Genomic DNA, 12,887 nt, shown 5'->3' with positions numbered 1-12,887 from the left:
GGGCGTCTCAGAGGGTCACGTCGAAGCTGGACTTGCCCGCCACCGCCCGCGCCGGGGAACCGACGTAGACCCGGCCCGGCTCGGTGTCGCGGGTGACCAGCGCGCCGGCGCCGATCACGTTGTCCGCGGCGACCTTGACCCCGTCGCTGAAAGTGGCATTGACCCCGATGAAACTGCCCTGGCCGATCTCGCAGTAACCGGAAATCACCGCATGCGAGGCGACGAACACGTGGTCGTGGATCACCGTGCGGTGGCCGATGTGGTTGCCGCTCCACAGGATGCAGTTGTCGCCGATGCGGGTGAACGGCTGCACCACATTGCCTTCGAACACGAAGCAGTTCTCGCCCAGCTGCGCGTTGCGCCAGACGAAGGCGCGCGAACTGACGTAGCTGGCCAGGCGATAGCCGCGGCGCTTGGCGTCGAGGAAGAAACGCGTGCGCAGGCGATTGAGGCCGCTGGCGGGAATCGCCACGAACGCCTCGACCTCGGCCGGCGGGTACAGCCGCTCCAGCGCTTCGTACGCCACCACCGGCCGCTCGGCCAGCGTCGGCGCGGCGATGTAGGCGCGCTCGGCGCTGAAGGCCAGCACCTCGTAGTCGCTGTCGTGGCTGAAGTACTCGCAGGCGATCTGCGCCAGTTCGCCCGCACCGATGATGACCAGCGGTTTCGCCATGGCCCTACGCCTCCTGCCTGCGTTCGCCTGCGGCTTCGCGCAGGAACTCGTCGTAGTCGAGGATGTAGTCGGCCGGATCGTAGGCCTGGTCGGCCAGCACCATCAGCACGCAGTCGGCGCTGAAATCGTACAGGTCGCGCCACACCATGCTGCCGAGCAGCAGGCCCTGGCAGGGATCGTCAAGCACCATCTGCACCGGTCCGCTGCCGTCGTCGAGCAGGAACGACACAGAACCATGCAGGGCCACCGCCAACTGATTCAGATGGCGGTGCGCGTGCTGGCCGCGGTGCACGCCGTGCTTGGTGGCGAACAGGTAATAAACGCGACGGATGTCGAAGGGCACGTCGCGTTGCTGCTCCAGGGCCACGAGCAGACCGCGCTCGTCGCCGTGCGTACGCAACTGGATTCGTTCGATTGCCATGAGTGTGCCCGACACGGACTCCGACGCGGAGTTACCAGGCTGAGTGCCGCCGGTCTGCGGAAAGGTTGCGCCACGCCGCACACAGCGCCGATCCGGCGTCCGCCGCCACGTCGACGCAACCTTTTGCCGCGCGCCCGGCACCCATCTGCGACCACCACTGCGCCGGCCGCCGCGCTGCCGCTGGTGGCACAGCACGACGCCGCGAACGGCAGCGCGCATTCCGTCGCCACCACCTGGACACAGCACGCCACCATGACTTCCTCCACGCAGGCCGACGACGGCACCCCTTCCTCCGAAGCGTCCATGCACCCGCCGCGCACCTCCACCGCCACGGCGCTGCCGCGGCCGATGGTGGTCCTGCACTGGCTCACCGTGCTGTGCCTGGTGCTGGCGGCCGGCCTGATCCTTGCGCGCGAAGAGGTCGAAGGCCGCGCCGTGCGCCAGTGGCTGCTGGAGGGACATCGGCATTTCGGCCTGTTCGTGCTCGGCCTGTTCTTCCTGCGCGTGGCGCTGCGCCTGCGCCTGCGCAAACGCCACGACCCCGATGCCGCCTCGCCGCTGCTGCGGGCGCTGGCCGGGCTCACCCACGTGGTCATGTACGCGCTGCTGCTGACCCTGCCGGTGCTGGGCTGGGCGCTGAGCCAGTCCATGGGCAAGCCGGTGCACCTGTTCGCCGCCACGCTGCCGGAGCTGGTCGCGCCCGATCCGGATCTGGCCGACACACTCGGCGCCTGGCACGTGTATGCCGCCTGGGCGCTGCTCGGCCTGATCCTGCTGCATATCGGTGCCGCGCTATGGCACCACTGCGTGCGCCGCGACGACACGCTGCGGCGAATGCTGCGCTTCCGCCGCGGCTGAGCCGCGCCTCCACCCTTCCCTGGTGCGCCGCCGCGCCGACCCGTTCAAGGACCACCCGCATGCAGACCGCCCCGTCTTCTCTTTCCTTCTTCCGCGCCGGCACGCTGCGTGGCGCCGAGCAGGTCCTGCTGTGGTCCACGCTCGGCTCGCTGTTGCTGCTGATCAGCCCACGCGCCGCGGCGGTGCCGGCGTTCGCGCGGCAGACCGGCTCCTCCTGCGCGGACTGCCACCCCGTCGCCTACGGCCCGGCGCTGACCCCGTACGGCATGCGCTTCAAGCTCAACGGCTACACCGACAGCGACGGCAACGGGACCAAGATCCCGGCCTCGGCGCAGCTCACCGGCACCCGCAGCGTGCCGGTGCGCGGCAAGACCAACAACCAGCTCAGCGAGGCCGACCTGTACCTGGCCGGCCGGGTCAGCGACAACGTCGGCGGCTATATCAAGGTCTCCAGCACCAATAACGGCAAGGACAAGTTCACCACCAAGCTGGACAACGTGGACCTGCGCTTCGTCGCCAAGACCTTCAAGCTCGGCGGCAAGGACGCGCTGCTCGGGGTGAGCGTCAACAACAATCCGGGCAGCCAGGACCCGATCGGGGTGCTGCCCAATGCTTCCGGCCTGGGTCCGGCCTCGGCCTACGCCAGCTCCACCACGCTGCTCAACCAGTCCTCGCTGTCCAACCGGGTGATCGGCACCAGCGTCTACGGCGTGTACGACCGCAACTGGTACGGCGAGATCGGCACCTACAACGCGCTGCCGGTCTCCACCCAGGACGACCTCGGCTACGCGGTCGGCGGCGATCCGGGCAAGCTCAGCGACACCGGCTACCTGCGCCTGAGCTACATGAAGGACCTGAAGAAGCAGTTCTTCTCCGCCGGCGTGGTCGCGCTGAGCACGCGCCGCCAGCTGCCGCGCAGCAGCGGCCCGCGCGACGACTTCACCGACCTGGGCTACGACCTGAACTACCAGTTCCTCGGCACCCGCGAGCACATCCTCAAGCTCGGCTATCTCAACATCTACGAACGCCGCCGCTACGGCAGCGCGCTGATCGACCCGGCCGATCCCAGCGTGGCCGGGCTGCGCCGCGGCAGCATCCGCGACCAGTCGATCAACCTCAGCTACACCTACAAGCAAAGCTACGGCCTGCTGCTGGCGCACTTCATCAATACCGGCTCGGACGACGCGTTCCGCTACAGCCCGTACGGCACGCCGGACACCACCAGCAACCTGATCAGCGCCTCCTGGGCGCCGTTCGGCAAGGACGATTCGTTCACCTCGATCGCCAACCTGCGCCTGTCCGCCACCTGGTTCCGTTTCAGCAAGTTCAACGGCACCACCGGCAACGTGTTCGGCGCGCTGCCGGTGACCCGCCCGCACGACCTGAACCAGTTCTCGCTGGCGCTGAGCCTCGCCTTCTGAGTATCCCTTTCCCCCACGCACGGATCGTCATGAAACCAGCCAATGCATTTCCCCTGTGGTGCACCCTGATGGCCAGCCTGCTGCCGCTCGGCGCCGCGCTCGCGCCCGCCGCGCAGGCCGGCGGCGGCCTGCCCGGCGCCAGCGTGTTCGCCACCGAATGCGCCGAATGCCATAGCGCGGCGCCGGGCAAGAACAAGAAGGGCCCGAGCCTGTTCGGCGTGGTCGGACGCAGCGCCGGTAGCGTGCCGGACTACCGCTACTCGGATGCGATGAAGAAGACCCAGTGGACCTGGAGCGACGACAAGTTGCGCAGCTACCTGGCCCAGCCCGCGTCCAAGGGCGTGCCCGGCGCCAACATGAAGTACGACGGGCTCGACGACGGCAAGCAACTGGAAGACCTGATCGCCTATCTGCATTCCCTGCATTGAAGTGCGCTGCATGGAAGTCGGTCCCCGCTCGTGTCCTATTCGAAACTGAACCGAGTGTCCGCCGCCCGGCGTCGACTGTGCCGCAGCCAGCCGGCAATGCCGATAATGCCGACCCGCCCGGGGGGCGAGCGGTCTGGCATTGCCGCCGCCTGGCCCCGAGCGTTCCCCGCGATCCGACCAGCGAGCATCGAGCGCCCGTGCACAACCGCCCTTCCGCCGCCGGCGCCTTGTCCGCGACCGTCATGCCTGCGACCGCTGCGAGCGGCCGCCGCCGCCATGCGTGCGCCGGCTGACCGGCGTGGCCGCGGCTGACCTCGCGCCGCCTGCCGCGCACCCCAGGTCCAGGCGCCTGCGCCTGCGGCGCGGCACGCTGGCGCTGGCGTCGGCGCTGTGCCTGCCGGGCACGGCGCTGGCCGCCCATGCCGGCGGCGCGGTCGGGCTCAGTTCGCAATTGGTCGATCGTGGCATCGCCGTGACCTCGGATACCCCGTCCCTGCAGCTCGCCGGCTACTGGCTGCCCGTGCCGGGCTGGTCGCTGAGCGCGTCGGCCAGTTCGGCCTTGAACGCGCCGGGCCGGGTGCTGCTGGCCACGGTCGAACTGTCGCGCGGCTGGACCCTGTCCGACAGCTGGCAGATGCAGATCGGGGTGGTGCGCTACAGCTATCCCGGCAACCGCAGCAACCGCCTGTTCAACCGCGACGAGGCCAGCATCGGCTGGTCGTACCGGGACCGGCTGAGCGTGTCGGTGGCCGCGTTCGAGCTGCCCGGCAGCTACCGCGGGCGCTGGTACGGCGCCGCCGACCTCACCGTCCACCAGCCGCTGCCGGCGCAGCTGTCGCTGTCGGCCGGGATCGGCATCAGCCAGGCCCCATCGGCCCTGTACGGGCTGGACCACTACCGCTACGGCCACGCCGGGCTGATGTGGAACGCCGGCGCCTGGAGCGTGGAGGTCGACCGCGTGTTCAGCGACGCGCGCAGCATCTACGCCAGGCGCGGCAACGGGATCTGGCCGTGGGTGGCCACGCTGTCGCGCGCCTTCTGATCCGCACGCAACCTTTCCGTGCCGACCCGGCACATACCGGTGCCCGATGCCAAGCCTGCCCTCCATGAACGACACCGATCCACTCGGCGATGCCACCGACCGCATGCTGCTCCGGCGCATGGCCGGCGGCGATCGCGATGCGCTGGCCACCCTGTACCGCAACTACCATGGGCGCCTGTGCCGGTTCCTGTCGCGGCTGACCCGGCGCCCGGACATCATCGAGGAGGCGATCAACGACTGCTTCTGGATCGCCTGGCAGAAAGCCGGCGATTTCCGCGGCGACTCGCAGGTCTCCACCTGGATCATGGGCATCGCCTACCGCTGCGGGCTCAAGGCGATCCGCCACCACAGCGACGCGGCGATCGAGGATGGGGTGAGCGCCGAAGATCGCTTCGCCACCACCGACCCGGACGAGGACCGCGAACTGCGCGACTGGCTGGGCAAGGGCCTGGAGCGGCTGTCGGCCGACCAGCGCCTGGTGGTCGAACTGGTCTACGGCCTGGGCCACAAGCTGGAAGAAGTCGCGGCGATCATGCAGTGCCCGGTGGGCACCATCAAGGCGCGGCTGTTCCATGCCCGGGTCAAGCTGCGCAACGTGCTGCCGGGATTGGCCGGCGGCGCTTCCCCTCTGACGGAGAGCGTGTCATGAAGACAGGCTTCAACGAGCCGGGCAACGAATGCTCGCACGCCTGGGAACTGATGCCGTGGGTGCTGCAGGCCAGCGCCACGGAAGAACAACACGAGTGGCTGATCGCGCATCTGGCCAAGTGCAGCTTCTGCAGCGCCGAGTTCGCGCAGCAGAGCCGGCTGCGCATGGCGATGTCGCTGCCCAGCGACGTGCCGGTGGATGCCGAGGCCGGGCTGCAGCGCCTGCTCGGCCGCCTCGACGCGCCCGAGCCGCAACGCCTGCCGGCGCGCGTGCGCTCCAGCTGGACCACGCGGGCGCTGGTCGCCGCGGCGCTGGTGCAGGCGGTCGGGCTGGGCGTGCTCGGGGTCCGGCTGGCCGCCAACGACCAGGGCCAGGGCACCGGCTACCGCACCCTCAGCGAGACCGCGCAGCCGCTGGCGAGCGACGCGATCCGCGTGGTGCCGGACGCGCGCATGACCCTGGCCGACTGGGACGCCGTGCTGCGCAAGCTGCAACTGCGCGTGGTCGGCGGCCCCAACGGCGCCGGCGCCTACACCGTGGTGCCGGTCCAAGCCGGTTCGCCGGCACAGCCGCAGCGCAGCGTGCAACAGCTGCGTGCGACGCCCGGCATCCGCCTGGCGGAGCCGATTTCCGCACCATGAACCTGCGTCGCGCCTGCCTGCTCATCGCCTGCCTCGCCCTCGGCGCCTGCGCCCATGGCGGGCGCAGTGCCGCCGACGCGCCCGTGGTGCCCGCAGCGACGCCTGCGAAGACGCCGACCCTGGACGCCTCGCCGGCCTTGGACAGCCAGCGCCAGATCGTGCTCGCGGTGGCCAACCCGATGGCCGCGCCGGGCCGGCATGCCGGCTCCAACCTGATCGGCTACGCCTCTTCCAAGTATTACGGTGCCGGCACCCAGGCGGCGGCGACGCTGGACGCGCTGACCCAGCGCTACGGCCTGCGCCAGGTGACCGGTTGGCCGATCAAGCCGCTGGGCGTGTACTGCGTGGTGCTGGAGCCGGCGCCGGGCGTGGAGCGCGACGCGCTGCTCGCGGCCCTGGCCAAGGACGAACGCGTCGCCCTGTCGCAGCCGCTGCAGGAATTCGCCACCTACGCCGACCCGGCGCCGCCGGCCAAGCCTGCGCAGCCGCTGCGCTACAACGATCCCTACGTGGACATGCAACGCGGCTTCGCGGCGACCAACGCGGCCACCGCGCAGCTGTTGAGCCAGGGCCAGGGCGTGGGCGTGGCCATCGTCGATACCGGCGTGGACACCGCCCACCCGGACCTGCAGGGCCGGCTGCGCGAGGTGCGCGACCTGGTCGGCGCCGACCCCACCGCGTTCAATCGCGATCACCACGGTACCGAAGTGGCCGGGATCATCGCCGCCGGCAGCAACAACCATCTCGGCATCGTCGGCATGGCGCCCAAGGCCATGCTCGACGTGTACAAGGCCTGCTGGTATCCGCAGCGCGCCGGTGCCGGCGCCGGCTGCAATTCCTTCACCCTGGCCAAGGCCCTGGTCGCGATCGGCGACACCCGCACGCGCATCATCAATCTGAGCCTGGGCGGCCCGGCCGATCCGTTGCTGCGCAAGCTGCTCGAGCAGTTGCTGCGGCAAGGCCGCATCGTGGTCGCGGCGATGCCGCCGGACGGCCGCCTGGACGGCTTTCCCGACGCCACCCCGGGAGTGATCGTGGTGCGCAGCAGTAGCGCGACCCCGTCGCCGCCGGGCGTGCTCAGCGCGCCGGGCGAGGACATCCTCACCACCCAGCCCAACGGCGGCTACGACTTCACCTCCGGCTCGTCGATGGCCACCGCCCACGTCAGCGGCGTGGTCGCGCTGCTGCTGGCGCTGGCGCCGCAGCTGGACGCGCGCAGCGTGCACGCGCTGCTGCAGCGGACCAGCCGGCAACGCGACGGCCTGCTGCAGGTCGATGCCGCCGCCGCGGTGCAGGCCCTGCCCCGCGCCGCCGCCACGGCGCGCTGAGCGTCGCGGCCATGGCCAAGTGGATTCCGCAATGGCTGCATCGGCTCGCCTCGCCGCCGACCTTCTACCGCGTCGCCGGCACGATCCGGCCGTGGGCGCTGGGCGCGGCGCTGCTGCTCGGCGCGGTGGCGTTCTACGGCGGGCTGGTGCTGGCGCCGCCGGACTACCAGCAGCACGACGCCTACCGGATCATTTTCATCCACGTGCCCAGCGCGTGGATGAGCCTGTTCGTCTATGTCGCGATGGGCGTGGCCGGCGGCGTCGCCCTGGTCTGGCGGCTGAAAGTCGCCGAAGTGGCGTGCATGGCCTCCGCCTCGATCGGCGCGGCGTTCACCTTCATCACCCTGTGCACCGGTTCGCTGTGGGGCAAGCCGATGTGGGGCACCTGGTGGACCTGGGACGCGCGGCTGACCTCGGAACTGGTGCTGCTGTTCCTGTACCTGGGCGTGATCGGCCTGTACCGCGCGATCGAGGATCCGCGCCAGGGCGCGCGCGCCGCCGCGCTGCTGGCGCTGGTCGGGCTGATCAACCTGCCGATCGTGCATTTCTCCGTGGTCTGGTGGAACACCTTGCACCAGGGCTCCACGGTACGTGTACTCGGCCCGTCGAAGATGCCGCTGGCGATGCTGTGGCCGCTGCTGACCGCGGTGCTGGCAAGCAAGTGCTATTACCTGGCCAGCCTGCTCGGGCGCATGCGCAGCGACCTGCTGGCGCTGGAACGCGGCAAGGGCTGGGTGCGGGCGATCGCGCTGGCCGCACACGCGCCGGCACCGCTGCCGGAACCCCGCGCGGCGGTGGAGCATGCGGCATGAGCGGCTTCTGGGCGATGGGCGGCTACGCCGCCTACGTGTGGACAGCCTATGCGCTGTTCCTGCTGGTGCTGCTGCTGGACACGCTGCTGCCACGCTGGCGACAGCAGCGCCTGCTCGCGCAGACGCGCGCGCAGTTGCTGCGCGAACAGGCGCGGCGCCAGCGCGGCGCATCTTCCCGCTTGCCCGGTCCCGCCAATGAATCCCACGCGTAAACGCCGCCTGCTGGTCGTGCTGCTGGTGCTGGGCGCCGCCGCGCTCGCCACCGGCCTGTTCGTGCTGGCCCTGCAGCACAACATCAGCTATCTGTTCACGCCGAGCCAGGTGCAGGCCGGCCAGGCCGACGGCTACCGCGTGTTCCGCCTCGGCGGCATGGTCAAGGCCGGCTCGATCCGGCGCAGCGCCGATGCGCTGCGGGTGGACTTCACCGTGATCGACACCTCCGGCGCCACCGCGGTCGCCTACACCGGGATCCTGCCTGACCTGTTCCGCGACAACCAGGCGGTGATCGCCACCGGCTCGCTGCACGGCGCCGGCTTCGTCGCCACCGAAGTGCTGGCCAAGCACGACGAGACCTACATGCCGCAGGAACTGAAGGACGCGATGGCGCAGGCCCATGAGGGCCGCACCGCGGCGGCGGTTTCCGCGTCGGCCGCCCCGTCCGCGACGCCATGAAGCCGATGCCGACCTGCCGCACCGCGCTGCGCTGGCCGCACTCGGCCGCCCTGCCGCGATGACCGCAGAACTGGCCCAGCTCGCGCTGATCCTGGCCTTGCTGCTGGCGCTGGCGCAGGGCGTGCTGCCGCTGCTCGGCGCCTGGCGCGGCGATAGCGCATTGATGGCGGTGGCGCGGCCGGCCGCCTGCGCGCAGGCGCTGTTCGCCTGGCTGGCCTTCGCCCTGCTCGCCTATGCGCTGCTGCGCCTGGATTTCTCGGTGCGCTACGTGGCCGCCAACGCCAACCTGGCGCAGCCCTGGTATTACCGGCTGGCCGCGGTATGGGGCGCGCACGAAGGCTCGCTGCTGCTGTGGATCGCCATCCTCAATCTGTGGACGCTGCTGCTGGCGCGCAGCAGCCGGCAGCTACCGGAGGCGTTCGCCGCGCGCGTGATCGGCGTGCTCGGCCTGGTCGCCGCCGGGTTCCTGGCCTTCGTGCTGTTCACCTCCAATCCGTTCGCGCGGCTGTCGCCGATGCCGCTGGACGGCAACGAACTCAACCCGGTGCTGCAGGACCCGGGCATGGTGTTCCACCCGCCGGTGCTCTACACCGGCTACGTCGGCTTCTCGGTCGCCTTCGCCTTCGCCATCGCCGCCCTGCTCGGCGGCGAACAGCAGCAGGCCTGGGTACGCTGGGCGCGGCCGTGGACCAACGTCGCCTGGAGCTTCCTGACCGCCGGCATCGTCGCCGGCAGCTGGTGGGCGTATGCCGAACTGGGCTGGGGCGGCTGGTGGTTCTGGGATCCGGTGGAGAACGCCAGCTTCATGCCGTGGCTGGTCGGCGCGGCGTTGATCCACACCCAGGCGGTCACCGAAAAACGCGGCGCGCTGGGCGCCTGGACCCTGCTGCTGTCGATCCTCGCGTTCTCACTGTCGCTGCTGGGCACCTTCCTGGTGCGCTCGGGCGTGCTGACCTCGGTACACGCCTTCGCCGCCGACCCGCGCCGCGGCCTGTACATCCTCGGCTTCCTGATCGTGGCGGTCGGCGGCGCGCTGCTGCTGTACGCGCTGCGCGCGCCGCGGCTGGCCGCCGGCAAGCCGTTCGCGGCGCTGTCGCGGGAAACCGCGATCCTGGTCGGCAACCTGATGCTGACCGTGGCCGCGGCGATGGTGCTGCTGGGCACGCTGTTCCCGTTGCTCGGCGATGCGCTGAAGCTGGGCAAGGTCTCGGTCGGCCCGCCCTACTTCGGCCTGCTGTTCCCGCTGCTGATGCTGCCGGTGGTGCTGCTGCTGCCGTTCGGCCCGTATCTGCGCTGGGGCCGGACCGAACCCGGCGCGCTGCAGGCAGTGGCCGTGCGCGCCGTGCTGGCCGCACTGGCCTGCGCGCTGGTCGCCTTCGTGCTGACCGACGGCTCGGCACGCGCGGTGGCCGGCGTCGCCGCGGCGGCCTGGATCGGCGTCGGCACCGCGCTGTATGCCTGCAAGCGCTTGCGCGAGGCGCCGCGCGGGCGCCGCTTCCCGGCGGAACTGGCCGGCATGCTGCTGGCCCATGCCGGCGTGGCGGTGTTCGTGGCCGGCGTGCTGCTGTCGCAAAGCCTGTCGATCGAGCGCGACGTGCGCCTGGCGCCCGGGCAAAGCGAGCAGCTCGGCGGCTACGCCTTCCGCTTCGACGGCGTGCGCATGATCGACGGGCCCAACTGGAAGGCCGAGCAAGGCACGCTGACGGTGAGCCGCGACGGTGCGGCGGTGGCGGTGCTGCATCCGCAGAAGCGCCTGTATTCCAGCGAGCGGATCCAGACCGAGGCGGCGATCGATGCCGGCGTCACGCGCGACCTGTACGTCGCGCTGGGCGAGCCGATGGACGACCAGCACATCGAGAACGCCTGGACCCTGCGCCTGTACTACAAGCCGTTCATCCGCTGGATCTGGCTGGGCGGCCTGCTGATGATGCTCGGCGGTTTCGTCAGCGCCTGCGCACGGCGCTTGCGTGCGCCGCATGCGCTCGCGCATGGCGCGCAGCTTGCCGCAGCCGCCACCCCAGCATCGGCGGTGTCGCCATGAGCCGGCTGCTGCCATTGTTCGGCTTCCTGCTGTTGGCCGCGCTGTTCGGCTTCGGCATCTACTGGAGCCGCGCGCACGACCCGCGCGAGCTGCCCTCGCCGCTGATCGGCAAGCCGGCGCCGGCGTTCTCGCTGCCGCGCCTGGACCACCCCGCGCAGCACGCCGGCAGCGCCGACCTGCGCGGCCGCCCCTACCTGCTCAACGTGTTCGGCAGCTGGTGCCTGGCCTGTGGCGAGGAGCATCCGGTGCTGCTGGCGCACGCCCACGACCTCGACGTGGCGCTGGTCGGCTACGCCTACAAGGACGACCCGCGCGACGCGCGCTCCTGGCTGGAGAAGCACGGCAATCCGTACGCACTGGTCGTGGTCGATCAGGACGGACAGCGCGCGATCGACTTCGGCGTCTACGGCGCCCCGGAAACCTTCCTGATCGATGCCCAGGGCGTGATCCGCTACAAGCATGTCGGCGCGCTGACCCCCGCGCTGATCGCCGACGAACTGCGCCCGGCCATCGCCGCGCTGGGCGCAGCGCCGCGATGAGCCGGCCGTCTCCACGAACGCGGCGTAGCCGGCGACGAAGCATGCCGTGGCAACTGTTGCTGTTGCTGTTGCTCGCCCATGCGCTGCCGGCGGCGGCGCAGGCGGTGGATCCGCTGCCGTTCCAGGATCGGCAACAGGAGCTGCGCTTCCAGCACCTGACCGCGCAGTTGCGCTGCCTGGTCTGCCAGAACGAGAGCCTGGCCGACTCCAACGCCACGCTGGCGCGCGACCTGCGCCACCAGGTGTTCGCGCAGTTGCAGGCCGGCCGCAGCGACGCGCAGATCAAGCAGTACATGGTCGATCGCTATTCCCGGTTCGTGCTCTACGACCCGCCGCTGGCGCCCGGCACCTGGCTGCTGTGGTTCGGCCCGTTGCTGTTTTTGCTCGGCGGCGCGGCGATGGTGGCGGCCACGCTGCGGCAGCGGCGCCGGGCCGGGTTGCCGGCGCAGGCGGTGCGGGAAGAACCGGAGCCGGAAGAACCATGGTGACGGCCGGCTTCTGCATCGCCGCCACGCTGATGCTCGGCACCGCGCTGGGCGCCTTGCTGTGGCCGCTGCTGCGCCGGCATCCGGGCGCAGGCACGCTGCGCCTTGCCGCCGCAGCGCTGCTGGCCGTGGCGCTGCCGCTGGCGAGCGCCGGCCTGTATCTGCTGGTTGGCGACCCGGCCGCGCTCGCCGGCGTGCCCGTGCAAGCCGCGCCGGCGCCCGCCGTAGACGCGGCGCCACCGGCACTGCAGCAGTGGATGGACCAGGCCGTGGCCGCCGCGCAGGAGAAACGTCCTGTCGAAGCGCGCGATGCCTACGCGCAGGCGCTGCGGATCGATCCGGACAACAGCGAGGCGATGCTCGGCTGGGTCGAGGCGGACATGGCCCAGCAACCCGATTTCGCCGTCGGCGCGGCCGCGCACGGCATGCTCGCGCGCGTGCTCGCGCAGCAGCCGGACAACCAGCGCGCGCTGTGGATGCTGGGCATTGGCGAATTCCAGCGGCGGCATTACGGCAACGCCGCGGCGCACTGGCGGCGCCTGCGCAGCCTGCTGCCCGACGCTTCCCCGCTGCGCGAGGCGGTGGCGCAGAAGATCGCCGCCGCCGAGGCGATGGCCGCGGCGCCCGCCCCTGGCAACCCCGCCCCCAGCAACGCGGCGACGCGCTGAAGCCGGCCCGACCGATCGCGACCGCCGCGAGTCGCCGCCATTCGCCGCGGATCGGTCGCCGGCTTCGGTCCGTACGCGCGGACCGTTCGCTCGCTGCCGCCGCTGCGCGGCGGCGCAGCCCGCGCATCGCGGCCATGCCTGCGCGTTGCGCAGGTAAGATAGGAATGCGTATCATTAACGCAATCGGCATTCCCTGCCGCCGCCACGCT

At 71.0% G+C, this 12,887-nt stretch carries 16 protein-coding genes; 14 read left to right on the top strand and 2 right to left on the bottom strand.

Annotation, left to right across the window (positions count from 1 at the left end):
- Positions 1 to 7 precede the first annotated feature (7 nt).
- Positions 8 to 673 (bottom strand): acetyltransferase, encoded by a 666-nt coding sequence (locus FZ025_RS19560; protein WP_046977788.1) that lies wholly within the window; start codon positions 671 to 673, stop codon positions 8 to 10.
- A gap of 4 nt (positions 674 to 677) precedes the next feature.
- Positions 678 to 1,094: a sugar 3,4-ketoisomerase gene (locus tag FZ025_RS19555; protein WP_046977789.1), complete on the bottom strand. Its 417-nt coding sequence runs from the start codon at positions 1,092 to 1,094 to the stop codon at positions 678 to 680.
- Positions 1,095 to 1,442: 348 nt separating this feature from the next.
- On the opposite strand from FZ025_RS19555, the gene FZ025_RS19550 reads away from it, so the two are divergent.
- From FZ025_RS19550 to FZ025_RS19485, 14 genes are all read left to right on the top strand, one after another.
- Positions 1,443 to 1,952, top strand: a complete 510-nt coding sequence (locus tag FZ025_RS19550; protein WP_046977801.1) for a cytochrome b — start codon at positions 1,443 to 1,445, stop codon at positions 1,950 to 1,952.
- Between the two features lie 59 nt (positions 1,953 to 2,011).
- Positions 2,012 to 3,373: a cytochrome C gene (locus tag FZ025_RS19545; RefSeq protein ID WP_104558560.1), complete on the top strand. Its 1,362-nt coding sequence runs from the start codon at positions 2,012 to 2,014 to the stop codon at positions 3,371 to 3,373.
- 29 nt (positions 3,374 to 3,402) lie between these two features.
- Complete coding sequence (locus tag FZ025_RS19540) at positions 3,403 to 3,801, top strand: c-type cytochrome (RefSeq protein ID WP_046977791.1); 399 nt, start codon at positions 3,403 to 3,405, stop codon at positions 3,799 to 3,801.
- Between the two features lie 280 nt (positions 3,802 to 4,081).
- Positions 4,082 to 4,843 (top strand): TorF family putative porin, encoded by a 762-nt coding sequence (locus FZ025_RS19535; RefSeq protein WP_244292407.1) that lies wholly within the window; start codon positions 4,082 to 4,084, stop codon positions 4,841 to 4,843.
- Between the two features lie 64 nt (positions 4,844 to 4,907).
- Positions 4,908 to 5,492, top strand: coding sequence for an RNA polymerase sigma factor (locus FZ025_RS19530; protein ID WP_046977792.1), 585 nt, complete (start codon positions 4,908 to 4,910; stop codon positions 5,490 to 5,492).
- Positions 5,489 to 6,133, top strand: a complete 645-nt coding sequence (locus tag FZ025_RS19525) for a hypothetical protein (RefSeq protein WP_046977793.1) — start codon at positions 5,489 to 5,491, stop codon at positions 6,131 to 6,133. The genes FZ025_RS19530 and FZ025_RS19525 overlap by 4 nt, the downstream gene beginning before the upstream one ends.
- The gene (locus tag FZ025_RS19520; RefSeq protein ID WP_046977794.1) at positions 6,130 to 7,461 is read left to right on the top strand and encodes a S8 family serine peptidase; all 1,332 of its coding nucleotides are present in this window, start codon (positions 6,130 to 6,132) and stop codon (positions 7,459 to 7,461) included. The genes FZ025_RS19525 and FZ025_RS19520 overlap by 4 nt, the downstream gene beginning before the upstream one ends.
- A gap of 11 nt (positions 7,462 to 7,472) precedes the next feature.
- On the top strand, positions 7,473 to 8,273 hold the full coding sequence (locus FZ025_RS19515) for a heme ABC transporter permease (RefSeq protein WP_046977795.1): 801 nt from the start codon (positions 7,473 to 7,475) through the stop codon (positions 8,271 to 8,273).
- Positions 8,270 to 8,485: a heme exporter protein CcmD gene (ccmD, locus tag FZ025_RS19510; protein WP_046977796.1), complete on the top strand. Its 216-nt coding sequence runs from the start codon at positions 8,270 to 8,272 to the stop codon at positions 8,483 to 8,485. Before FZ025_RS19515 ends, ccmD begins: the two co-directional genes overlap by 4 nt.
- Entirely contained in the window at positions 8,469 to 8,945 is a 477-nt protein-coding gene (gene ccmE / locus FZ025_RS19505; protein WP_046977797.1) for a cytochrome c maturation protein CcmE, read from the top strand. The genes ccmD and ccmE overlap by 17 nt, the downstream gene beginning before the upstream one ends.
- A gap of 58 nt (positions 8,946 to 9,003) precedes the next feature.
- Positions 9,004 to 10,986 carry a heme lyase CcmF/NrfE family subunit gene (locus tag FZ025_RS19500; protein WP_046977803.1) on the top strand — a complete coding sequence of 661 codons (1,983 nt, stop codon included), beginning with the start codon at positions 9,004 to 9,006 and terminating at the stop codon, positions 10,984 to 10,986.
- Entirely contained in the window at positions 10,983 to 11,525 is a 543-nt protein-coding gene (locus FZ025_RS19495; RefSeq protein ID WP_046977798.1) for a DsbE family thiol:disulfide interchange protein, read from the top strand. Before FZ025_RS19500 ends, FZ025_RS19495 begins: the two co-directional genes overlap by 4 nt.
- Positions 11,522 to 12,013 carry a cytochrome c-type biogenesis protein gene (locus FZ025_RS19490; protein WP_046977799.1) on the top strand — a complete coding sequence of 164 codons (492 nt, stop codon included), beginning with the start codon at positions 11,522 to 11,524 and terminating at the stop codon, positions 12,011 to 12,013. The genes FZ025_RS19495 and FZ025_RS19490 overlap by 4 nt, the downstream gene beginning before the upstream one ends.
- Positions 12,007 to 12,678 (top strand): tetratricopeptide repeat protein, encoded by a 672-nt coding sequence (locus FZ025_RS19485; RefSeq protein WP_104558561.1) that lies wholly within the window; start codon positions 12,007 to 12,009, stop codon positions 12,676 to 12,678. Before FZ025_RS19490 ends, FZ025_RS19485 begins: the two co-directional genes overlap by 7 nt.
- The last annotated feature ends 209 nt before the right edge of the window (positions 12,679 to 12,887 follow it).

The organism is Xanthomonas hyacinthi (genome assembly GCF_009769165.1).
Lineage (GTDB): Bacteria > Pseudomonadota > Gammaproteobacteria > Xanthomonadales > Xanthomonadaceae > Xanthomonas_A > Xanthomonas_A hyacinthi.
The sequence above is the reverse complement of the archived record's forward strand: the minus strand, read 5'-3'. Positions and strand labels throughout refer to the sequence as shown.

Coding starts and splice junctions, on each gene's coding strand:
- FZ025_RS19560 (WP_046977788.1), bottom strand. CDS start 673: ATGGCGAAACCGCTGGTCATCATCGGTGCGGGCGAACTGGCGCAGATC.
- FZ025_RS19555 (WP_046977789.1), bottom strand. CDS start 1,094: ATGGCAATCGAACGAATCCAGTTGCGTACGCACGGCGACGAGCGCGGT.
- FZ025_RS19550 (WP_046977801.1), top strand. CDS start 1,443: ATGGTGGTCCTGCACTGGCTCACCGTGCTGTGCCTGGTGCTGGCGGCC.
- FZ025_RS19545 (WP_104558560.1), top strand. CDS start 2,012: ATGCAGACCGCCCCGTCTTCTCTTTCCTTCTTCCGCGCCGGCACGCTG.
- FZ025_RS19540 (WP_046977791.1), top strand. CDS start 3,403: ATGAAACCAGCCAATGCATTTCCCCTGTGGTGCACCCTGATGGCCAGC.
- FZ025_RS19530 (WP_046977792.1), top strand. CDS start 4,908: ATGAACGACACCGATCCACTCGGCGATGCCACCGACCGCATGCTGCTC.
- FZ025_RS19525 (WP_046977793.1), top strand. CDS start 5,489: ATGAAGACAGGCTTCAACGAGCCGGGCAACGAATGCTCGCACGCCTGG.
- FZ025_RS19520 (WP_046977794.1), top strand. CDS start 6,130: ATGAACCTGCGTCGCGCCTGCCTGCTCATCGCCTGCCTCGCCCTCGGC.
- FZ025_RS19515 (WP_046977795.1), top strand. CDS start 7,473: ATGGCCAAGTGGATTCCGCAATGGCTGCATCGGCTCGCCTCGCCGCCG.
- ccmD (WP_046977796.1), top strand. CDS start 8,270: ATGAGCGGCTTCTGGGCGATGGGCGGCTACGCCGCCTACGTGTGGACA.
- ccmE (WP_046977797.1), top strand. CDS start 8,469: ATGAATCCCACGCGTAAACGCCGCCTGCTGGTCGTGCTGCTGGTGCTG.
- FZ025_RS19500 (WP_046977803.1), top strand. CDS start 9,004: ATGACCGCAGAACTGGCCCAGCTCGCGCTGATCCTGGCCTTGCTGCTG.
- FZ025_RS19495 (WP_046977798.1), top strand. CDS start 10,983: ATGAGCCGGCTGCTGCCATTGTTCGGCTTCCTGCTGTTGGCCGCGCTG.
- FZ025_RS19490 (WP_046977799.1), top strand. CDS start 11,522: ATGAGCCGGCCGTCTCCACGAACGCGGCGTAGCCGGCGACGAAGCATG.
- FZ025_RS19485 (WP_104558561.1), top strand. CDS start 12,007: ATGGTGACGGCCGGCTTCTGCATCGCCGCCACGCTGATGCTCGGCACC.